Annotated in this window: 16 protein-coding genes; 7 read left to right on the top strand and 9 right to left on the bottom strand. The window is 59.4% G+C overall.

What is annotated here, in order from left to right:
• Nucleotides 1-10 precede the first annotated feature (10 nt).
• The 3 genes from HX875_RS19730 to HX875_RS19740 form a co-directional block, all read right to left on the bottom strand.
• On the bottom strand, nucleotides 11-5,938 hold the full coding sequence (locus tag HX875_RS19730) for an NEL-type E3 ubiquitin ligase domain-containing protein (protein ID WP_177044853.1): 5,928 nt from the start codon (nucleotides 5,936-5,938) through the stop codon (nucleotides 11-13).
• Between the two features lie 70 nt (nucleotides 5,939-6,008).
• Entirely contained in the window at nucleotides 6,009-6,599 is a 591-nt protein-coding gene (locus HX875_RS19735) for a tRNA-uridine aminocarboxypropyltransferase (RefSeq protein WP_177044855.1), read from the bottom strand.
• A 5-nt stretch (nucleotides 6,600-6,604) separates the two neighbouring features.
• Entirely contained in the window at nucleotides 6,605-7,498 is an 894-nt protein-coding gene (locus HX875_RS19740; RefSeq protein WP_003210734.1) for a LysR family transcriptional regulator, read from the bottom strand.
• A gap of 236 nt (nucleotides 7,499-7,734) precedes the next feature.
• Here HX875_RS19740 and speB point away from each other — a divergent pair, with 236 nt between their 5' ends.
• From speB to HX875_RS19760, 4 genes are all read left to right on the top strand, one after another.
• The gene (gene speB / locus HX875_RS19745) at nucleotides 7,735-8,685 is read left to right on the top strand and encodes an agmatinase (protein ID WP_003210733.1); all 951 of its coding nucleotides are present in this window, start codon (nucleotides 7,735-7,737) and stop codon (nucleotides 8,683-8,685) included.
• Nucleotides 8,685-9,110 carry a YybH family protein gene (locus tag HX875_RS19750; protein WP_177044857.1) on the top strand — a complete coding sequence of 142 codons (426 nt, stop codon included), beginning with the start codon at nucleotides 8,685-8,687 and terminating at the stop codon, nucleotides 9,108-9,110. The genes speB and HX875_RS19750 overlap by 1 nt, the downstream gene beginning before the upstream one ends.
• Before the next feature lie 21 nt (nucleotides 9,111-9,131).
• Nucleotides 9,132-10,637, top strand: coding sequence for a purine-cytosine permease family protein (locus HX875_RS19755; protein ID WP_177044859.1), 1,506 nt, complete (start codon nucleotides 9,132-9,134; stop codon nucleotides 10,635-10,637).
• Nucleotides 10,638-10,749: 112 nt separating this feature from the next.
• A complete protein-coding gene (locus HX875_RS19760) occupies nucleotides 10,750-12,132 on the top strand; it encodes a sodium:solute symporter (protein ID WP_177044861.1) in 1,383 nt (460 codons plus the stop codon).
• Between the two features lie 62 nt (nucleotides 12,133-12,194).
• Here the strand turns inward: HX875_RS19760 and HX875_RS19765 are convergent, their stop codons facing one another.
• The 3 genes from HX875_RS19765 to ptrR all read right to left on the bottom strand — a co-directional run bounded on the left by HX875_RS19765 (nucleotide 12,195) and on the right by ptrR (nucleotide 15,889).
• Entirely contained in the window at nucleotides 12,195-14,294 is a 2,100-nt protein-coding gene (locus HX875_RS19765; protein WP_177044863.1) for an NAD(P)-dependent oxidoreductase, read from the bottom strand.
• A 441-nt stretch (nucleotides 14,295-14,735) separates the two neighbouring features.
• Nucleotides 14,736-14,858, bottom strand: a complete 123-nt coding sequence (locus HX875_RS32820; protein WP_003210728.1) for a PA1414 family protein — start codon at nucleotides 14,856-14,858, stop codon at nucleotides 14,736-14,738.
• A 137-nt stretch (nucleotides 14,859-14,995) separates the two neighbouring features.
• Nucleotides 14,996-15,889: a putrescine utilization regulator PtrR gene (gene ptrR, locus HX875_RS19770; protein ID WP_177044865.1), complete on the bottom strand. Its 894-nt coding sequence runs from the start codon at nucleotides 15,887-15,889 to the stop codon at nucleotides 14,996-14,998.
• Between the two features lie 104 nt (nucleotides 15,890-15,993).
• Here ptrR and HX875_RS19775 point away from each other — a divergent pair, with 104 nt between their 5' ends.
• Entirely contained in the window at nucleotides 15,994-17,202 is a 1,209-nt protein-coding gene (locus HX875_RS19775; protein ID WP_177044866.1) for an MFS transporter, read from the top strand.
• Here the strand turns inward: HX875_RS19775 and HX875_RS19780 are convergent.
• The 3 genes from HX875_RS19780 to HX875_RS19790 form a co-directional block, all read right to left on the bottom strand.
• On the bottom strand, nucleotides 17,114-18,556 hold the full coding sequence (locus tag HX875_RS19780) for an NCS1 family nucleobase:cation symporter-1 (RefSeq protein WP_177044867.1): 1,443 nt from the start codon (nucleotides 18,554-18,556) through the stop codon (nucleotides 17,114-17,116). The two genes, HX875_RS19775 and HX875_RS19780, sit on opposite strands and share 89 nt — an antisense overlap.
• 211 nt (nucleotides 18,557-18,767) lie before the next feature.
• Nucleotides 18,768-19,175, bottom strand: a complete 408-nt coding sequence (locus tag HX875_RS19785; RefSeq protein ID WP_177044869.1) for a DUF2177 family protein — start codon at nucleotides 19,173-19,175, stop codon at nucleotides 18,768-18,770.
• A 110-nt stretch (nucleotides 19,176-19,285) separates the two neighbouring features.
• Nucleotides 19,286-20,122: a CvfB family protein gene (locus tag HX875_RS19790; RefSeq protein WP_177044871.1), complete on the bottom strand. Its 837-nt coding sequence runs from the start codon at nucleotides 20,120-20,122 to the stop codon at nucleotides 19,286-19,288.
• 323 nt (nucleotides 20,123-20,445) lie between these two features.
• On the opposite strand from HX875_RS19790, the gene HX875_RS19795 reads away from it, so the two are divergent.
• Complete coding sequence (locus HX875_RS19795) at nucleotides 20,446-20,625, top strand: hypothetical protein (RefSeq protein WP_088422903.1); 180 nt, start codon at nucleotides 20,446-20,448, stop codon at nucleotides 20,623-20,625.
• A gap of 207 nt (nucleotides 20,626-20,832) precedes the next feature.
• Nucleotides 20,833-21,558: a TorF family putative porin gene (locus HX875_RS19800; protein WP_177044872.1), complete on the top strand. Its 726-nt coding sequence runs from the start codon at nucleotides 20,833-20,835 to the stop codon at nucleotides 21,556-21,558.
• Nucleotides 21,559-21,575 lie beyond the last annotated feature (17 nt).

Raw genomic sequence — 21,575 nt, forward strand, 5'->3', positions numbered from 1 at the left:
AAGCAACGAATCAACCCACCACGAAATTTTCCCATTCCTGCTGCGTGAGTCCCTCAATCAAGGTGTTTTTGGCCATTTGCCTCGCGCCTTGCAGCACCGTGATGTAGTTCAGGTACTCACCCTCTGTCATCAAGCCATTGGCAACTTTGTCTGTCGCTATTTCCAGGGCCCGGTCAAAGCGTTTGAGGACTGACTCGAATCGTGTCGTATATTTACGCTCCAGAAACGTCACCCAGTGGTGCGCTCTCTGAAGCCGCGCAGGCCAGTTGATTCCCGACTCTTGACGCAAAATCGCCCGACGCAGCGTGTCGACCGATTGCGCATCAGGGATCGCGGTGGAGGCACTAAAACGCTCCGGTAATACTTGAGGCAGATCGAGGCTGGTGGCTAACGCGATGCGATAACTCAAAATTCGCGTGCAGGCGTGCCCCGTGGATTGAGGGGCGAAGCGCTCGGCAATCAGCTGGTTCAAGGCATCAATCCGACGTAATGCCCGGTAATAATGCACAAAGGCCGGCCCGGTACTCTGTACGTTGGCGGCGAGCATTTGTTGCGGCAACCTGTGCAACTCAAGCTCATGCAAGCACAGCAGCCAGCCGTCGATACCACCACTCATGAATCGATACGCCGGCAAGTAGGCAATCATGTCCACGCCGTCATGAAATAGCGCTTCGTCGATCAACGCCCAAATGCGTCGTGTCACATTTTCTCGCTGTGCCCGATATTCAGGGTCAACAAACCCGGGAAACTTGGCGATGCTGCCCAGCAGCTCAAAAAAGTAGTCCGCCATCGGCTGCTCTTGAAGCGCCGCCCAATCACGTTCGCGCCCTTGCACTTCTGCGGGAGGAAGCAACGCCAGCCAACGGTTGGCGCGCTGGTCAAGCGAAGCCGCAGGCTCCCACAATCCGAAATCGATATCCGGCTGCCCCTGGCGCTCACCGAGGCGGCGCAGCATTTGCCTGGCCTGGAGGCTCAGTGGATTGCCCCTCAGATTGATCCCCCGATGCACGTGCGGATAGATGAACAGGTCCGTCTCGGCCAACTCGCTGATCTGGTTGTCACGCAGATCAAAGCTGCGCAGTGAACGCAGGGCTACCGCGCCCCGTGGCAAGCGGTTCAACCCGGCAGCACGCAAGCTCAACTCCTGCAAATTGGTCAAGCGATAGAACGACAATTGCCGCCCCTGCCCCAGCGGGTTGAACGACAAATCGAGCGACCTCAACCCGGTCAATGCTTCCAGTTCAAGCTCGCTCTGCAAGTCAAACTTCAGGCGGTTATGGGCCAGGTTGAGCACCGCCAGATAGGGAGCCCCCTCCAGCGATGGCAGCCGGGTTAGCCGGTTGCCGTTGAAATACAGGACACGAAGGCCTGGAAAGCTTCGCAGAAAGTGCGAAGGCAATTCGGTCAGGCGGTTGTTCTTCAAGCTCAACACCGTTACATGCCCGAAATGGGCACTTAATGTCGGCAAACTCGCCAGGTCGAGGCTGTCCAGGTTGAGTTCCTGGGCAACGCCCAACGTCAAGCCTTCCCTGGCCCAGCAACGCTGAATCCGTGTCACCGCCAAGGCGCGCAAGCCCGCCGAAATGCTGTCCGGGTCGCTTACCAACGCCTCGTCGTTCCAGCGCTGCAATGTTGTATTCAACGCGTTTCGCTCGCTGAACAGATGATCAATGATTAACTTGCGCTCCCCGAACGAATCGCCAGCGTCCAGCAGTAAATCCAACACTTCTGTATCTGTCAGGGAAGGAAACAACTCACGCATTCGCACCACTTGCGCGCGATCCATCGGCCTCAGTTCATCACCGCCACTGAGCGGATACCCGATACGACCATCGGCAATCCGCCGCGGCAGGATGCGCCAGGAGTTGCGCCCAATTTTGAGTAAGGCTTGCGAGGCCTCCCGGTTACGCTCCAGGTGATCGCCAATAATCAACGTCAGTTCCTCGACTCCGGACGCATGGGTGTAGCCAAGTACACGGCGCTCAAACTCCGGCAGCGCAGCTAACAGAGCGGGCAAAAAAGCCCCAAGGTTTCCTATCGGCTGCCGGCCGCCGTTCAGTTGGGGGATGTATGCCTGGTATTGACCGGCCACCGACTCTAATTCACGCTTGAGCGACCCGTCGACGGGGCCGATGCTGTCGATCAGTCGCCCCCTTTCCCACACCTCGACTCGCAAATGATTCGGCCAGCCGTCTATGTAGGGCAATGTATGCAGGATCAACTTGGAACTGTCTCCACTCGCCGCAGCAGGCAAGTGCACGCCCTCAAAAGCCCGAGCCTTTCGCAAATAATCGATCCACCAGCGCACGTACGGGGTGAGTGTCCAAGGCACACGGCCCGACTCCAGGAGCCGTGCCTCATCCGCATTGGTTTGACGCACCAGTTCTTCGGCGACGGCCGCCGTCAAACCAGGAAAATGCCGTTGCACCACCTGCGCCAAGGGGTCAGACGACAGTTCGCTCTTGTGAAGCAACGCCTTGAAAAAGTACCGCTCCATTGTTGGTGGGCTGAACAGGACTTTCTCCTCAAGCAGGGCGATCTGCTCGGCGCGACCGAGGCCCGCTCGACCAACGAGCGCATCGGCCCTGGCAGCCCCGACCTCAGCAAGCACCTCATCGAAAAAGTCCGCGCCAAGCTCCATGCCAGCCTTGACTCGCTGATGAACCTTGAAACGCTCGATGGTCTCCACCAGCACCGCCGGCGGGCGCTCGTTACGCACATGCATGCGCCGCAGGATGTCCGGGGAAACGCCACTGATCTGCTGAATCCGCATGATGTCATCCGGCGATAACGTGCTGACCAATGGCCCCAGGCGATGAAACGGTTTATGGCCGTCCCAGGTCAGCGGGTTCTCCCATTCATGATGCCAACTGCCTGCACTGTTGTGGCTCAACACCGGTGCATACGCGTCCTTCAGCACCGGGTGCTGGACGCGCCAGGGTTGAGGCGGCTCGCCCTGGACAACCTTGAGAAACGCACTGTCAAGAAACAGATAGCGATCCGCCCCCAGCCTGTAAAGGCCGAGAGCATCAGGCTGCGGCTCAAGACGAGCGGCATCGACGGCGCTGGCATAGTGCTCGATTGCGCGCTGGCAGGGATAAAACGAGCCATCAGAGACACGGTTGCTCAGCAGGGCCTGGGCGACCCGATAACGAAACCCGGTGATGGCCTGCTGCGTACTCACACCAAATCGGCGCTGATCATTCTCCGAGAGCTGGATGAGGACCGCTTGATAGAAGCTGTCTGCGCCGGTAAACATCGCCCCGACAAGGCCTTCACCCTGAAAAAATGGCGAAAATCGTCCACGGTTTTGATCGATCACCACAACGGTTTGATCCCCGGCCCGCCGCGAAACGTAGGGAACCGCCTGCTTCGCGGGGCTGACGACCAATGCCAGGCCAGTAACGTCGCGCAGTACGCCATCGGCGAACGCTGCGGCCCAGGCCTGAGTCTGCCGATTGAACCGCCGGGGATGGAAAACCCCATCAACGATGGCTGAACGGCGCGCAGCCTGAAGAGCAGCGCGCAAAGCGTCATAAAGCGCTTCGGGTTGCAGTTGCGAGTGCAACAACTGCGTTTGCTGATGCTCCGACAAGGGATGTTCGCGCAGCACTTCCAACAACCGCGCCTGACTCAGTTCGGGGTACAAGGCCCGCAGTTGGGTAATCACGGCAGGTACGGGATACTCGTGACCGATGCTGTCGGGTAATAACCTGCGCACTGAAGCACCGGCACCGCCTGGCACAGAACGACTGGCATCAGCGAACTGGGTAAGCGCCTCAAACAGATCGATTTTCAAGGCCTTTGCCAACGCCGCCAATTGCTGACGAAGCGGCTGTGTCCCACCCGCAAAAACCGCCGGCAACAATTCCGCGATTGCCTGTGGAAAATCGATGCTGATCCGGCGCGCAGTGGCATAAGCGAACTGATGATTTTCCAGCCGGGTGACCCTGATCACGTCCGTCGCCGGCGATGACGCCATCTTGCTATAGCGCCGGACTTCCAGGCCCTGTTGGTTTTCAATGCTCAAGGCCGTTTCCGCAGGCCAATTGTCCAGTTGGGTCAGCAACGGAGCCATGACCTCAACGGCCCCCACCAGCGATGGCACACCGGGATCAGCGCCTTGCGCAACCCACTCAATCAGCCTGTCGGCCCTGAACCGATTCACAGCCTCGGTCAGCGATGCAGAAGGACGCACGCCCTGCCAGACCTGGTTTAGCGTTTGTCGTGAAGTGGCACTTGAGTCGAGCAGAATATCCAGATCCCGGGCCGGAATATCCGGGGTGCCGAGCATTCTTTCCAGAACCTGTGGGTTGGTCAGCGCTTGATGATTGGAAGCGCCTGCGCGTGGCACGGACAGCCGCTGGAACAAGCGCTGATGCCGACGTTGCACGGAACGGTCCAATCGGGTGTGCAATCGACTGCCAATCAGCAGATCGGCCACGTCGACAAGCCCTTGAAGAAATTCGCCGGGCTCCCCTTGAAGCGCCAGGGCACCGCCCTCGACCAACGCCTGCTCCATAGCCACAAACATCGCCAAGGCCCGCACCCGCCCCAAACCTTTCAACGCCCCCGGCGCAGGGATCAACAGCACATCGAGAATCTCAGTGATCAAGGCCTGGAACAGTTCGATCAGAGTCGTCATGAAACCCGATGTTTCATTGGCCAGCTCCTGCAAGTTGGCACGGCTGCGTCTGACATAAAAATCGTACAAACTGACGATCGGCACTTTTTCCACTGGCGTGCGTACATAGCCGATCTGCTTGACACCATCGACCCTCGGAATGGCTTGAGCCAGCGAATAGAGGAGCTTGGCAAGCAACCCGGCGTCGGGAGGCGGAGTGACTTTGACGATTTGTTTCAACCGTGCGCAATCACGCAGCAACATCATCTGATACAACCAGTCGACATGACCCGAGCGATAGAACGCTTGGAACGCCACATGGAACTCCTGGCAGGCCTCTCGATGGCTGCCATGGTGGCGCAGAGACCCGCCAGGGCGGTTCGGAAAAAAGCTGAAGGCCCCATTGCAACCGCTGACGGAGAACACCAGATGAGGAATCGTCAGGCGATCGCCTGGCGGTGGGCCCACGTACTGCCCGGTCAGGCCCAAGGATTGAGGCACCCAACTGACGTTGTCCACACCATGCGGCACGAACAGCAGCATCTCTTCCATCGAGCCCCAACGCACCTCCCCCGTCAAAGCGCGTTTAACGTATTGGTACTTGTCCCGGTCGACTCGACTGGCCGTTGTGTTTTTCAGTGCCTCTATCAAGGCGAACTCAAACTCGGTCGTCGCCAGCCCCATGAGGCAACTTCCCAGGGCCGCGTTGGCCATCAACGCCTGGTCCAGACGGGTTTTGAGTTGACCGCCGATATCAAGCCTGCGCACCAACGCAATGAACTGTCCGGCGGTGGCATTGATACCTGCATCGAGATAACTGGCATCGGCCAGGCCGGTCCGGCCGGGATAGCTCCAGCCAGTCAGACCGTCGTAACTCATGCAGGCCGCGTCCCAAAAAGTAATGCTGGCGACCTCCACCGTTCCGCCGGCGCCCGAAGATGCCCGTCGCACACGGCTTGCCGGTTGCAGATAACGCGTATGGATACGCGCGACGCTGGGGTCGATGTCCTGGCCTGTCAGGATTTTCAGCTCGCTGCGCAATGAAGCCAGTGCCTGTTGCCGAAACGCGTCTGTGAGTTCAAGAACCGCCTGCTCCAGGGCTTTCTGCGCCTCCACCCATGCCCCTTGCAGGCGTACATACTCAAGCCGTTCTTCGTGGTTGAGCGCACCGAAAAAATCGTCGAACGACGCTCGCATGGCATCCAGTGCTTGCAACACCTGCCACTCTGGCTCAGCCATCAGCGGAGCGCGTTGCTGCATCATGAATTCGTACAGCGTGTCCGGGAGCGCTGCGGGGGTAATCGGGTCGGCCATTTCCGTGTTCCTGAAAAGGTCAGCCTATCCCGTCACCCGCCGCCTGCGCGGTATCTATGGCGCGTGCACCTCAACCATGGTTTTTCTCGAAAACCGCTGGCCCCATGGCAGCAATCTGACCGTCGATAAGGGCCTCGAACGGTTTCAGCAGCGGCTCAAATAACGCAGGCGCTTCGAGCGTCTGCAAGGCTTGAACGATGGCCTCCACCGTCGACAACGCTCCAGGGCCCGGCGCCTTGCGCAAGCGGTAGCGGGACACGGCACCTTCCGCCAGCGTCACCCGGGGCAACGCCGCCAGCAAGGGATTGAGGTGCAGCAACTTGCGCGCCTTGCGCCAAGTTCCGTCCGGCACCACCAACAACAACGGTTCGTCAGATGACGTGTAAGCCTGCAACGGTTGCGCACCCTCGGCAGGGAATAACAAACGCGCCTGGTAGCCCGGAGGGTTTAATAGCGTCTGCATGTCCTCAAAGACCTCCCCCACCACCAACTGCGCATTCACCAATCCCAGCGCCGCCAACCGCGCCGTATTCAAGGCGTGATTGACCTCACTCGGATGCTGCAACAGCAATACGCGGGTGCGGCTGTCCAGGCGGGGGATCAGCGCGCACAGGCAATGGGTGGTGGGGCGCAGGCAGCGGGAGCATTGGGGTCTGGACATGGTTTTCAGGCCTGGTTGAGCTGGGCTTTGAGTAAATCGCGGAAGGTCTGGATCAACGGCTCGCGGCTGCGGCCCCGGCGCATGATCATCGAGAACGGCGCCTGGTAACCAAAGGTCGCCGGCAGCAGCACCCGCAAATCGCCCTTGTCGGCCCAGGCCTGGGCGTAGTGTTCCGGCAAGTAGCCGATGTAGGCGCCGGACAGCACCAGGATCAATTGCGCCTCCATACTTTCCACCGTGGCGGCGCTGTGCTTGAAGCCATGGCGCGCCAGTTCGGCCTGGCTCCAGTAGCCGCGGCCAACCATGCGCTGCTGGGTGATGACTTGCTCAGGGATGCGCCGCTCGTTGAACAACGGGTGGCGGGTGCTGCAATACAGCCAGTGCTGTTCGCGGTAGAGCGGCATATAGATGAGCCCGCTCATGCGGTTGGAGAAGGCACCGATGGCCAGGTCCAGGCGATTGTCCTGGACCCCCAGCTGCAATTCGTACGGGCTCATCACCGAGAGGTGCAAATGCACCGCCGGGTGCTCCTGGCTGTAGGCACCGATCACTTCGGCAAACGGCAGGGCCTTGTCGCTGACGGTGGAGTCGAGCACGCCGAGCTTCAGGGTGCCGCGCAACTCGCCTTTGAGTGCAGCGGCGTATTGCTCGAAGCCTTCCAGTTCGCCCAACAGACGCAGGGTTTCCTGATGGAACAGCTCGCCCTTGCTGGTAAGGCTGAACCCGCCCCGCCCGCGATGGCACAGCACCAGGCCCAGCGCGGCTTCCAGCTGGCTCATATAGGTGCTGATGGCCGAGGTGGACAGGTTGAGTTCGTGCTGAGCATTGGCGAAACCCTGGTGCCGCACGACGCTGACGAAGATGCGCAGGAGTTTCAGGTCGGGCAAGGCGTTGGCCATAAGATCTCCAAGTAACACAAAACCTGTAGCAGCTTGCCGGCGATGGCATCCACTCGGTGCGCCTGGTACACCGAGGCGCCTGCATCGCTGGCAAGCCAGCGCCTACAGTTGCAGCCGAGTTTACCTTAAGCGTTAGTTTAGAAAAATCTGAACTAAGTATTTGCCCCTGCCGATTCTTCCCTTCCCGTGCATTTCGCAGAATCGGCTTCTAATAAACAAAACGATGAGGCAATCCCGTGGACAAGATTTTCCACCAACCACTGGGCGGCAACGAAATGCCGCGCTTCGCCGGCATCGCCACCATGATGCGTCTTCCCCATTTGCAATCGGCCAAGGGCCTGGATGCCGCCTTCGTCGGCGTGCCCCTGGACATCGGCACATCCCTGCGTGCCGGCACCCGTTTCGGGCCTCGGGAAATCCGCGCCGAATCGGTGATGATCCGCCCTTACAACATGGCCACCGGTGCCGCTCCGTTTGACTCGCTGTCGGTTGCCGACATCGGCGACGTGGCGATCAACACCTTCAACCTGCTGGACGCCGTGCGCATCATCGAAGAAGCCTACGACGAGATCCTCGAACACAACGTGATCCCGATGACCCTGGGTGGTGACCACACCATCACCCTGCCGATCCTGCGGGCGATCCACAAGAAACACGGCAAGGTCGGTCTGGTGCACATCGATGCCCACGCCGACGTCAACGACCACATGTTCGGCGAGAAAATCGCCCACGGCACCACCTTCCGCCGGGCGGTGGAAGAAGGCCTGCTGGATTGCGACCGCGTTGTTCAAATCGGCCTGCGGGCCCAGGGCTACACCGCCGAAGACTTTAACTGGAGCCGCAAGCAAGGCTTCCGTGTAGTGCAGGCTGAAGAATGCTGGCACCACTCGCTGGCACCCTTGATGGCTGAAGTACGCGAAAAAGTCGGCGGCGGCCCGGTGTACCTGAGCTTCGACATCGACGGCATCGACCCGGCCTGGGCGCCTGGCACCGGCACCCCGGAAATCGGTGGCTTGACCACGATCCAGGCGATTGAAATCATCCGCGGCTGCCAAGGCCTGGATCTGATTGGTTGCGACCTGGTAGAAGTTTCGCCGCCGTACGACACCACCGGCAACACCTCGCTGCTGGGCGCCAACCTGCTGTACGAAATGCTCTGCGTACTGCCTGGCGTGGCGCACCGCTGATGAACGACCAGGCCGAGGTATTAAAAGCCGCGGCCGACCTGGTGTCGGCCTTCGCCCGCAATGACCGCGAGGCTTACTTTGGTGCGTTCAGCGCCGACGCCAGCTTCGTGTTCTACACCCTCCCCCAGCCGCTGCTGAGTCGCGACGCCTACCAGGTGTTGTGGGACAGCTGGCGCCGGGACGAAGGATTCGAGGTGCTGTCCTGCACCTCAAGCAACGCATTCGTCAGCCTGCAAGGTGACGTCGCGGTATTTGTGCATGACGTGGCCACCGAGCTGCGCATGAACGGGGAGCAATTCTTTAGCCAGGAACGCGAGACCATTGTCTTCAAACGACAAGGTGATCGCACACAACAAAAAGAAGGCCTGTGGCTGGCCTGTCACGAACATTTGTCCGCTATGCCGGAAGGGCTGCCGCCCCCTTAGCCAATGTGATCGGAGCTGATCATGAATAATAAAAACAACGAAAATAGTATTCGCAACATAGAAACCAACGGCGTCGAACAGATCCCGGACCACGAACGTACCGCCGGGCCGAAGGATTTGTTTCGCCTGATTTTCGGCGGCGCCAACACCTTCGCCACCGCCGTGCTGGGGAGCTTTCCGGTGCTGTTTGGCCTGTCGTTCCAGGCCGGTGTCTGGGCGATTGTGCTGGGCGTGCTGGTGGGGGCGGTTATCCTCGCGCCCATGGGCCTGTTCGGCCCGATCAATGGCACCAACAACGCCGTGTCTTCCGGTGCGCACTTTGGGGTGCACGGGCGGATTGTCGGCTCGTTCCTGTCGCTGCTGACCGCTATCGCGTTCTTCTCACTGTCGGTGTGGAGTTCAGGCGATGCGCTGGTGGGCGGTGCGAAACGGCTGGTGGGCTTGCCGGAAACCGACCTGACCCTGGGCCTGGCCTACGGCGTGTTCGCCATTCTCGTACTGACGGTATGCATCTACGGCTTTCGCTTCATGCTGTGGGTCAACCGTATTGCAGTGTGGGCGGCGAGCCTGCTGTTCCTGCTGGGCATCTTCGCCTTCGCCCCCGCTTTCGACAGCCACTTCGCCGGCACCGTTGCCCTCGGCCAGACCGGCTTCTGGGCCGCGTTTATCGGTGCGGCACTGGTGGCCATGAGCAACCCGATTTCCTTCGGTGCGTTCCTCGGTGACTGGTCGCGCTATATCCCGCGGGAAACCTCGAAAGTACGGATCATGCTGGCGGTGGTGTTCGCGCAGATCGCCACCCTGATCCCGTTCCTGTTCGGCCTGGCCACGGCGACCATCGTGGCGGTCAAGGCACCGGACTATATCGCGGCCAACAACTACGTCGGCGGCCTGCTGGCGGTGGCACCGAGCTGGTTCTTCCTGCCGGTGTGCCTGATCGCGGTAATCGGCGGCATGTCCACCGGCACCACGTCGCTGTATGGCACCGGGCTGGACATGTCCAGCGTGTTTCCACGGCTGCTGTCACGGGTCAAGGCGACGCTGCTGATCGGGGTGATGTCGATTGCCTTCATCTTTATCGGACGTTTCGCCGCCAACCTGGTGCAGAGCGTGTCGACCTTCGCCGTGCTGATCATCACCTGCACCACGCCGTGGATGGTGATGATGATCATCGGGCTGATCGTACGCCGGGGTTACTACTGCCCGGACGACCTGCAAGTGTTCACCCGCGGTGAAACCGGCGGGCGCTACTGGTTCAGCCACGGCTGGAACTGGCGCGGCCTGGGGGCCTGGATCCCGAGTGCGCTGGTGGGCCTGTGCTTCGTCAACCTGCCGGGGCAGTTTGTCGGGCCGCTGGGCAACCTCGCCGACGGCATCGACATCAGCCTGCCGGTGACCCTTGGCCTGGCCTCGCTGGTGTACCTGACGCTGCTTCGCGTGTTCCCTGAGCCTGCCTCGGTCTACGGCCCGACTGTGGCGAGGGAGCTTGCTCCCGTTCGACTGCGCAGCAGTCGCGAGGCCGCCTGATGAATGGCGTGGAATGGATTGGGGCTGCTGCGCAGCCCAGCGGGAGCAAGCTCCCTCGCCACACAGCCCCCTTTAGCCCCACATAAAAAAGATAAATCGGAGACTCGCCGTCATGGCTTTAGATCTATTCGTCGTCCTCATCTACGCCGCCGGCATGCTGGTGCTCGGCTACTACGGCATGCGCCGCGCCAAGACCCATGAAGACTACCTGGTAGCCGGCCGCAACCTCGGCCCGACGCTGTACATGGGCACCATGGCTGCCACCGTGCTGGGCGGAGCGTCCACCGTCGGCACCGTGCGCCTGGGTTATGTGCATGGCATTTCCGGCTTCTGGCTGTGCGCCGCACTGGGTGCGGGGATCATTGCGCTGAACCTGTTCCTGGCCAAGCCGCTGCTGAAACTGAAAATCTTCACCGTGACCCAGGTCCTGGAAAAGCGCTACAACCCCATGGCCCGCCAGGCCAGTGCGGTGATCATGCTGGCCTACGCGCTGATGATCGGTGTGACCTCGATCCTGGCCATCGGCACCGTGCTGCAAGTGCTGTTCGGCCTGCCGTTCTGGATCTCGGTGCTGCTGGGCGGTGGCGTGGTAGTGGTGTACTCGACCATCGGCGGCATGTGGTCGCTGACCCTGACCGACATCGTGCAGTTCGTGATCAAGACCGTCGGCCTGATGTTTATCCTGCTGCCTATCTGCCTGTATCGCGTCGGCGGCTGGGATGAATTGGTGGCGAAGCTGCCCGCGTCGAATTTCAGCTTCACTGAAATTGGCTGGGACACCATCATCACCTACTTCATGATCTACTTCTTCGGCATCCTGATCGGCCAGGACATCTGGCAACGGGTGTTCACCGCCCGTGACGAAAAGGTCGCCAAGTACGCAGGCACTTTCGCCGGTTTCTACTGCATCCTCTACGGCCTGGCCTGTGCGCTGATCGGCATGGCCGCCCACGTGCTGATCCCGGACCTGGACAACGTCAACAATGCGTTTGCCGCCATCGTCAAAGTCTCGCTGCCGGACGGTATCCGCGGCCTGGTGATTGCTGCGGCACTGGCCGCAATGATGTCCACCGCCAGCGCCGGCCTGCTCGCCGCCTCCACCGTACTGACCGAAGACCTGCTGCCGCGCCTGCGGGGCGGCAAACAGTCGAGCCTTAAGATCAACCGCCTGTTTACCTTGCTGACGGGGATTGCCGTACTGGGTATCGCGCTGGTGGTGACCGACGTGATCAGCGCGCTGACCCTGGCTTACAACCTGTTGGTGGGCGGCATGCTGATTCCGCTGATCGGGGCGATTTTCTGGAAACGTGCAACCACTTCCGGGGCAATCACCTCCATGACCCTGGGCTTCGTGACGGCGCTGGTGTTCATGATCAAGGACGGTTTGGACGCCAATACCCCGATCTATTACAGCCTGGGCGTGGGCCTGGTGAGCTTTGTGGTGGTGAGTTTGCTGTCGCGCCGCCCGGAGGCGGTGGCGGCGCGGGCGGTCTGAACGAACATTTGAAAGCAGCTTTCTTCAGCGGGTGCGACGTCGGATGTCGCACCCGTTTTTTTTCATTCCCACATTGCCGAAACCGCAGGCGCTCTTGCCTGGATGACCTCTTGAACCAACGAGGCCCATACCATTCCCTGGGTTGTGCCTGCGGCATACGTTGCCCCCGCGACAATTCGGTTGTAGGCCGACCAATAAACGATTGAAAGTCCATCTGCGGTGCCGGGTCTCGCACACTCGATAATGTGCAAGTCGCCACTTTCGATCGCCCTGCGGTAGGACGTCGGAAAGTGCCGAGAAACAGCAGCCAGGCACGCCGCCAATATCTGCTCCTTGTCCTCCTGCGTCGAATCGGGCGGAACCTGCCCGCCGGAGACAAGAATGCAGTCCCCATCCAGGCGGCAATTCATGACGCCGATTGGCAAATCGTATTGCAACTTGAGCCCGCGCATTCCAGCACCTTCATTACCCACAGCACGCAGTTTGAAAAACCAGCCAGTGATCGCGATGACTTCTGCTTCCTCTACCCCCATGGCGGTGATGACGAAGTGTTCTCTGCTCAGGTCAGCAATTTGCACCGGACTCAGATATTGGGGCAGGAACTGCACACCGGAGCGCTGCAAAAGCCCCTCTATCTCATCCATGAGATGGACAAACTCCAGATCGTAGCCCGATACCTCAATAGACCGGCCGATCCCAGGGATTCCATGTTTCTCCTGGAATTGCCGCTGGCTGATCTCTACAGGTTCACGTCCCGGCTTGCCACTCGGCCAAGGCCTGTTTTCGATATCGCATTGCTCGCGGATCGCGGCATCTACGCCAATGGCATCCTCCACATAGGCTCGTACAATCCGCGATCGCGCGAATCGTGCCAGCGACGGGTTGTCGGCCAGGAGCTTTTCAAACAACTCGATGCCCGCACGATTGCACTCAAATGCCAAATACCGGTTTCCGCACGTCAGGTAATCGTTTTGCAGCGGCTTTGCAGTGGTCTCCGTCGCTGACAAATGGCGCATGTTCACCTGCTTGTGACTGGCTCCATCTGCCTGCTGATTTCCCCCATAAACCATGACTTGATAATTCGCCAAGCGGAACATCACGGCCTGGAGCAGGCCGTTGATACCCCGGCCGATAATCGAGACGCGCGGCGCCCCGGCATGCGCCTGCTGAGAAGGGATGATCAATGAGTGTGCAAGTTTGCGCCTGACAAGGCCGCGCAAGGCCACCAGGCTCAGTTGAACAGAGACCGCATAGTCAAGGTCTCCATTGCAGGCTTCGGTGGTTGCCGCCTGTGTAGTCAGTGTCGCCGGCTTGCGCCATGTGGAAACACCACAGCCGAGCGCTTGTGTACGCAGCCGAAACGCATCCAGTGTCCCGGGCCCGTAGTCCAATACAAGCTGAATGCCTTCAGCTGTTGCCAGGGCCTGCAAAGCATCGTCGCTGAAGACATCGGGCTTGGCGACACAGACCAGGCGAGCGTGTCTGTGCATATGCTGAATGAGGGCCTGATCAATGCGATGAACAGATTCAACATTCAGGGATAAGCAGAGGGCGACCGCCTTGGCCCCGTCCAGCGCCTCGAACCAGTCTTCGACAAATGACACCCTGCAATCGGAAAAGGCTTTCTCGACAGTGTCGGGAATCCGACCGCGTCGACACAACACCTTGATCCGAACCCCCGGGTCCAGTTCAAGCAATAACTTGACGAGTTCTTTTCCTACATTGCCGTATCCCAGTACACAGACATCACGAGGCAGGGAGCCATCGGCGAGTGTCAACCAGTGCGCAATATAAGCAGCAACATGCGGCGCATTAACTCCGGGCGTATGGATCACCCGAATGTTGTTGGATACGCACAAATCCAATCGCACCTTATCCAGGCTCGTACCTCTGCGAACTAAGTAAAGGTCTCCAAACGGGTGAGATATACGCCATTGCTCTATGACGTTTGCATCGATAGTTTGGTCTGCGACAATGATCGTTGTTGGACGCAAGAGTCCGATCTGTATGAGCAGAGCTTGCTTGGTTAATGATGGAGGGAAAAACACTACGTTACTGGGTGCATCGGCCTTCCAGCACCTCGACACAGGTGCGATATGCAAGATATTTCCGGTTGTGGCGATCAGTGACGCGGCGACTGGCGGGACGGAAGAAAGCATCATGGCTTTATCTCCAACAACTCTGACTTGCTCAAGGGGAGTTCAATAAAGTTGGGATGTTTGAAAACGCAAACGATACAAATCTTTTCCTAACGGAACTCAACCTACGCTTATCTTCAGAATTGAATAAGCCAGACACTTCTGACAAACAGGTAGTCCACTTCCGACACTTGAACGCCAAAGCCTGACTGGAGTGCACAGAATCGGACTACTTAGGTATTACCGTGAAACTATCAAATGGCTTGTTCGAAAAACTTCCTGACCGCAGCCTGTTTTTTGCAAGTGTACAAAACAAATGTGGGAGCGGGCCTGCTCGCGAATACGGTGCGTCAGTCAGTGTAAAGGTCACTGATACACAGTATTCGCGAGCAAGCCCGCTCCCACATAAAATTTATGCCGCTTCAGAACGCGCCCAAACACAGGGGTTTGAGCGCTTTTCAGGACTTACCTGCGACGCGGGCGACGCTGCTCGTCATCGGTGCGAATTGGCACCGGTTGCAGCGGTGGCTCGATCAAGCCGAGTGCGACGCCGAGGTCGTGCAGCCAGTTTTGCAGTTTCTCTTTCATGGTGCCCCCTTGGGGTAATGCCGAGCGGCTGGAATTCTGTGGCCGCTTCCTACAGATAGTAGTCTTAAGTCCTACGGATTGCTTGAACGAAACCACAACGAACTATTACTGAATTGATCAAAATCCTGACGGATCGTTCAAGCAATCGCTCTGGTTTCAGTGTCTGGTAGCACCTTGCCCTCTTGTTGCAGGTCAATCCATGCATTGAGGTTAGCGCCGAGCATGCCCTTGCGCCACATCAACCAGGTGGTGGCGCTGGCAAACGGCTCCGCCAGCGGATGAATGGACACGCTGTCCTTGCCCGGCAGGCTGTCGAGCATCGATTCAGACATCAATGCCACCCCGGAACCGGCGATCACACAGGCGAGCATGCCCTGATAGGACTCGATCTCGATGGCCCGGCCCATGGCCACGCGGTCGTGGGAAAACCAGGCTTCCAACCGTGCCCGGTAGGAACAGCTGCGTCGGAAAGTGAACACCGAGCGGCCGGCAACATCCTGCGGCCCACGCACGGGTGGGTGATCCGCCTCGCAGATCAGCAACAGGCGCTCTTCACACAGCGGCACGCCGTCAAGGGTGGCCAGCGTCAACGGCCCGTCCACCAACGCGGCGTCCAGGCGCCCGGTGATCAAGCCTTCCAGCAGCTCACCGCTGGGAGCCGACTGCACCTGCAGATTCACCATCGGATACGCCTTGTGGTAGCGCGCCAGCAGCTTGGGCAGATGAATCGCCGCTGTGCTGTACATGCTGCCGAGCACAAAGTCGCCGGCCGGTTGCCCGCCCTGCACCGCGCCATGGGCTTCGTCATGCAGGGCCAGCAGGCGTGCGCTGTAGTCCAGCAACACTTTGCCTGCGGGAGAAAGCTGCAAACGCTGGCGCTCACGTACGAACAGTTCGACACCCAGCTGTTCTTCCATCTGTTTAAGCCGGGTCGACAAGTTGGACGGCACCCGGTGCAAACGCTCGGCGGCGCGGGTGATGGAACCTTCCTCGGCCACGGCCTGGAAAATACGCAATTGACTGAACTCCATCACCATTCTCCAAAACTGAACAAGTTACTCACTATTATTCATTTTTACAGAAAGTCAATTCACTTTAGCCTGAGGGTCACTTGCTGCTCCCAGGAAAAACCACCATGTCACCGCTGATCCGCTTACTCGCCAGTTTTATCGCCTTGATGATGGCCATGGGCATTGGCCGCTTCGCACTGACCCCGCAAATGCCGCATCTGCTCAGCGAGGGCCAGATCGACCTGACCGGCGCCGGCCTGATCGCGGCAGCCAACTACCTGGGCTACTTCGTCGGCGCGGTGGATTCGATATTCGCCCGCAGCCATCACCATGTACGCGGGCGTTTGTATGGCGGGCTGTGGTTATGCGTGCTGTTGACCCTGGCGTCGTACTGGGCCCACGGGTTTTGGCCGCATCTGCTGCTGCGCTTTGGGACCGGTGTGGCGAGCGCATGGGCGCTGGTGATGATCACCAGCCTGAGCCAGCCGCTGGCCATTGCGGCCGGGCGCCCACGCCTGGGTGCGCTGGTATTTGCCGGGCCGGGGCTGGGGATTCTGTTGACCGGGTTGCTGGCCCTGGGCTCCAACCTGCTGGGGCAAGACTCTGCAACCTTGTGGCTGGTGTATGGCGTGGTCGCGCTGGTGATGCTGCTGGCCATCCTGCCCTTCCTGCCCAAGCCTTCCGCCGCCAGCTCACCCGTTGCCAGCCACACCGCCGTGGCCTGCAACGGCAGCATCACGCACCTGTGCTGGATCTACGTGCTGTACGGCCTGGGCTACATCATCCCGGCGACCTTCCTGTCACAGATGGCCAGCGCGCAATTCAAGGGTGCATGGCAGGCGGACTTGTTCTGGCCCTGCTTTGGCCTGGCCGCCGCGATTGGCGTGGTCGCCGCCAGCCTGCGCCGCAAGGACCCGGACACCACCCGCCGCTGGCTGATGACCACCCTTTGGCTGCAAGCGGCCGGGGTGTTTGCCTGCCTGTTGGGCAACGGTTGGGGGCTGGCGCTGGGGGTGTTGCTGTGCGGCGGGCCATTCCTGGCGTGCATGCAACTGGTGATGGCGCGCTTGCGTGAGGTCGCCCCCCACGGCTACCAGCGCAGCACCGGGTTGCTGACCGCCAGCTTTGCGATCGGCCAATTGAGCGGACCGTTGCTGGCATCGGTCAGCAGCCACCTCAGTGGTGGCCTGCAACCGGCGCTGGTGGTCGCTGGCGCCGGTTTGTTGGTGGCGGGATCGGTGCTGGTCAACCGGCAACCATCGGCACAGCTGCGCGAACCTGTTCACGCCGCGCCAACACCAGGAAAAACAGCCCACCCAGGAAGCAGCCGGTAAACCAGGCGAAGTTGGCCATGCCCTGCAACGCCGGGGTGAAAGTGATCGCGACGCCCACCAGCGTCGCGGGCACCAGCGCCTTGACCGCCGTCCAGTTCACGCCGCCGTCAAAGTAGTAGCGCCCGTTCGGGCTGTCATCGAACAGCGCGTCGACGTCGATCTTCTGCTTCTTCACCAAGTAGTAATCCACCAGCAGAATCCCGAACAACGGCCCGATAAACGCTGCGAGGATGTCGAGGGTGTAGTGGATCATCAACGGGTTGTTGAACAGGTTCCACGGGGTGATGAAGATCGAGGCCACCGCCGCAATCATCCCGCCGGCGCGCCAGCTGATCTTGCTCGGGGCCACGTTGGCGAAATCAAAGGCCGGTGAGACAAAGTTGGCGACGATATTGATGCCGATGGTCGCGGTGACAAAGGCGAACGCCCCCAGCAGCACGGCCATGTCGTTGTCTATGCGCGAGACGGTGGCGATCGGGTCGTGGAGCATTTCGCCGAACACCGGCAAGGTGCCCGAGACAATCACCACGGTGACCAGAGAGAACGCCAGGAAATTAACCGGCAAGCCCCAGAAATTTCCGCGACGTACGTCCTTCATCGTGCGGCAATAGCGACTGAAATCACCGAAGTTCAAAGTCGGGCCGGAGAAGTACGACACCACCAATGCGGTCGCCACGATGATTTGGCCAAAGGCCTGCCAGCCCGACAAGGATTTTTCCGCCAGGGTGAAGCTGATATTGGCCCAGCCTGCCTTCCAGACGATCCAGCCGGCCAGGGCAAACATCACTGCGTAGACGATCGGACCCGCCCAATCAATGAAGCGGCGGATAGATTCCATGCCGGTCCAGAACACCAGTGCCTGGAGCGTCCACAGGCTGAGGAAACCGAACCAGCCCAGATACGACAGGCCGGCGAAATGTGGCTCTGCGTATACCGCCATCTGTGGGAAAAACCGCAGCACCACGATGATCAGTGCGCTGGACGCCAGGTAAGTCTGAATCCCGTACCAGGCCACTGCGATCAAGCCGCGAATCACCGCGGGAATATTCGCCCCGAACACACCAAAGGCCAACCGACAGATCACCGGGTATGGCACCGCGGCCTGCTGGCTCGGCTTGGCCACCAGGTTGGCGATCAATTGCACAATGCAAATCCCGGCAAGCAAGGCGATCAGCACCTGCCAACTGGCCAGCCCCAGGGCAAACAGGCTGGCGGCAAACACGTAGCCGCCAACGCTGTGCACGTCGCTCATCCAGAAAGCGAAGATGTTGTACCAGTTCCATTTTTGCGGCAGCGGCCCCAGGTCCTGGTTGTACAGGCGCGGGCTGTAGCCTTTGGGCAATTGTTCGGTCATCGCAGGGCTCCTCGTAAATACCGGCCTGCCACCCGCGACGGGAGTGCGTACGGGAGGCGGCATGGTTTGTATACGAGTTGATGAGCAGAATGCGTGCCAATGGCGCGAAACCCGGCACAATCCCGCGCCAGGCCTGGATCTACAGGAGGCGTAAAGATGATTAAACGGTGCGGCTTCGCTCAGGGATGGTGCAGACCAATCCTGTACACAATCAATTGTGCACCTTGCGTGCACATTGATAGCCGAAGGTGCAGCAAACTGCACTGAGGAAGGTGCCCCAGGCAATGTCCATGACGGCCAACCCGGCGGACCAGCCCTGCAAGGTCGCCCAATTGCTCAGGTCATACGTGCCGTAGGCCACCAGGCCCAGCAACGCGCCAAGCCGCGCGGCGCGTTGCCAGCCGCCGCTCGTCAAAGCGGGCAGGACGACAAACACCACACAACCGAATACATAAAGAAGATAGAACGCCACGGCCGGGAACAGGCGCGGTTGATCGAGCATCAGCGGGCCAAGCAGGGCTTTGTAGGTCGGCCCCATGAACACGCCGAGCCAAAGGCCGTCGAGGATCAAAAAGGCGAGCAAGGTGCCGAGATAGGCGAAGAGGGTTTTTCTGGACATTCACATGATCCTGTAGGAGCTGGCTTGCCAGCGATGGCGTCAGAAGAATCGCCCAAGGCTCACGGGCCTTATCGCCGGCAAGCCGGCTCCTACAGAAGAGCAAACCGCGATCAGCTTAGTTCAATACGATCCGCGTGGATCACAATGCTGCCTTGCTTGTAGAGGGCACCGATGGCCTTCTTGAAGTTGCCTTTGCTGACACCGAACAAACTGCTGATCACTGCCGGGTCGCTTTTATCGCTGACCGGCAAGGTGCCGTTGTTCTCGCGCAACTTGGCAAGGATCTTCGAGTTCAGGCTGGACGCCGCTTCCTCACCCACCGGTTGCAGACTCAGGCTGATATTGCCGTCGGCACGGATTTCCTTGATGAAGCCTTTCTCTTCCTTGCCCGGGCGCAGGAACTTGAACACTTCGTTCTTGTGGATCAGGCCCCAGTGCTTGTTGTTGATAATGGCCTTGAAGCCCATGTCGGTGGCCTCGGCCACCAGCAAGTCAACTTCCTGGCCTACCTTGTAGGTGGCCGGGGTCTTGTCCAGGTAGCGGTCAAGGCGCGCGGTGGCGGTGATGCGCTTGGTGTGTTTGTCGAGGTAGACGTGCACCACGCAATATTCACCGGCGGTCAGCTGGCGCTTTTCTTCGGAGTAAGGCAGCAGCAGGTCCTTGGGCAATCCCCAATCGAGGAATACACCAATGCTGTTGACTTCAACTACTTTCAGACTGGCAAATTCACCCACCTGTACTTTTGGTTTTTCGGTGGTGGCGATAAGTTTGTCATCGCTGTCCAGATAAATAAAAACGTTGAGCCAGTCTTCATCTTCACTGGGAATATCTTTGGGGATATAACGATTGGGCAAGAGGATTTCGCCCTCTTGATCACCATCCAGGTACAAACCAAAGTTAGTGTGTTTAACCACTTGCAAGCTGTTGTAGCGCCCGACTAAAGCCATTTTCAATACCCTCATTGCGTGGGCGGCATTCTACCCGAGTTGACGGCGGCGGTCCCGCGTACCGGCGCACAGGCCTGAAAAATCATGGGTTTGCCGGCCACCAACCCGCTCGTCAGATCATCGGCCTGGATTCTGCCAGTGCACGCAGCCTTTTTTCCCCATGGGTTTCGAGTTAAAACAGCAAGTTAGGTGACTATTTCAATCATTAATTGTGGGCAATTCATAAGCCCGCCATTATTTCAGGAGGATATTTGCCAAGCAATTGTCAAGCATTTCATGTACGATGCATGGCCAAGTTAATTTTCTACAGGTTAGTGGCCGCCATGCGCGTAAAAGCATCCAACAGCAAAGCAAAGCCAGCTCCCGCCGTTGAAACCAGCGAATCGATCAACAACCAAATTGCTGCATTCCTCAAGCAGGGCGGCGAAATCCAGCAGATCGCCAAAGGCGTAAGCGGCCAGACTTTCGGCCCGTCCAAGCAGATCACCCTGGGTAAAAAGTAATACTCGCGCATTACACCTGGTCCCTATGCGCTTTGCCTTTCAAGGCGCTAGGACTAGAGCCCGCAACACCCCCTGATACGCCCCCTTTTGCACCAATCGACGAACGGGCTTCATCCGCGAACCATCGCCGGTATGCTTGCACACGTCTAGATCGGGCATTTGCCTGATATTCCCCGTTACTGCTCCTCGCTTTTCATGGAGTGAAGCATGCTCAAATCCTGTATTTTCCTGGCCGGCGCCCTGTTGGCCAGCCCCCTGGCCGAAGCGCAGGTTTTCCAGCGTGAACTGGGTGACTTCGACCTGAAATTGGGCACCACACCCAGTCGCAGCATGGCCCAAGGCCTGGTCAAACCCACTTCGCCCGGCAGCGACTCGTTCCACGGCGGGCTGGACCTGAGCCACGACAGCGGCCTGTACCTCGGCCAATTCTCACCGAGCATGGGGATTTCCCCGACCAGCAACCTGGAAGTCGACTCCTACCTGGGTTTCAAGCGTCCCTTTGACCAGACCCTGGGTTATGAACTGGGGATGATCCACTACAGCTATCCCAAGCTGAGCCCACTCGACAGCCAGGAGTTCTACGGCGGCCTGACCTTGCTGGGCAATCGTTTCGGCGCCTCCTTCAGCAACGACCCGGACCGACAGGACAGCACCCTGTTCGCCGACCTCGGCGGCACCAAGCCTTTCGGCATCGGCGTCAGCATGAAATACACCACCCACCAGTTGGGCACGCCGGTCTCGGTCGCCGATGGCAGCTCCATTCGCAGCTTCAGCGACTGGTCGGTGCAATTTTCCAGGCCGTGGATGGGCGTCGACCTGAACCTGATCTACAGCGACTCCAGCCTCAGCGGCGGCGATTGCTCGGCCTACTCCGGACACAACTCGCAATGCGACGGTCTCTTGACCCTGAAGGCCGAGCGGGCGTTTTATTGATGGGATGAACTGTCGCT

Source organism: Pseudomonas yamanorum, assembly GCF_013386765.1.
GTDB lineage: Bacteria > Pseudomonadota > Gammaproteobacteria > Pseudomonadales > Pseudomonadaceae > Aquipseudomonas > Aquipseudomonas yamanorum_A.

Coding starts and splice junctions, on each gene's coding strand:
- HX875_RS19780 (WP_177044867.1), bottom strand. CDS start 18,556: ATGACCGAACAATTGCCCAAAGGCTACAGCCCGCGCCTGTACAACCAG.
- HX875_RS19740 (WP_003210734.1), bottom strand. CDS start 7,498: ATGGCCAACGCCTTGCCCGACCTGAAACTCCTGCGCATCTTCGTCAGC.
- ptrR (WP_177044865.1), bottom strand. CDS start 15,889: ATGGAGTTCAGTCAATTGCGTATTTTCCAGGCCGTGGCCGAGGAAGGT.
- HX875_RS19790 (WP_177044871.1), bottom strand. CDS start 20,122: ATGGCTTTAGTCGGGCGCTACAACAGCTTGCAAGTGGTTAAACACACT.
- HX875_RS19735 (WP_177044855.1), bottom strand. CDS start 6,599: ATGTCCAGACCCCAATGCTCCCGCTGCCTGCGCCCCACCACCCATTGC.
- HX875_RS19800 (WP_177044872.1), top strand. CDS start 20,833: ATGCTCAAATCCTGTATTTTCCTGGCCGGCGCCCTGTTGGCCAGCCCC.
- HX875_RS19765 (WP_177044863.1), bottom strand. CDS start 14,294: ATGATGCTTTCTTCCGTCCCGCCAGTCGCCGCGTCACTGATCGCCACA.
- HX875_RS19760 (WP_177044861.1), top strand. CDS start 10,750: ATGGCTTTAGATCTATTCGTCGTCCTCATCTACGCCGCCGGCATGCTG.
- HX875_RS32820 (WP_003210728.1), bottom strand. CDS start 14,858: ATGAAAGAGAAACTGCAAAACTGGCTGCACGACCTCGGCGTCGCACTC.
- HX875_RS19775 (WP_177044866.1), top strand. CDS start 15,994: ATGTCACCGCTGATCCGCTTACTCGCCAGTTTTATCGCCTTGATGATG.
- HX875_RS19785 (WP_177044869.1), bottom strand. CDS start 19,175: ATGTCCAGAAAAACCCTCTTCGCCTATCTCGGCACCTTGCTCGCCTTT.
- HX875_RS19755 (WP_177044859.1), top strand. CDS start 9,132: ATGAATAATAAAAACAACGAAAATAGTATTCGCAACATAGAAACCAAC.
- HX875_RS19750 (WP_177044857.1), top strand. CDS start 8,685: ATGAACGACCAGGCCGAGGTATTAAAAGCCGCGGCCGACCTGGTGTCG.
- HX875_RS19730 (WP_177044853.1), bottom strand. CDS start 5,938: ATGGCCGACCCGATTACCCCCGCAGCGCTCCCGGACACGCTGTACGAA.
- HX875_RS19795 (WP_088422903.1), top strand. CDS start 20,446: ATGCGCGTAAAAGCATCCAACAGCAAAGCAAAGCCAGCTCCCGCCGTT.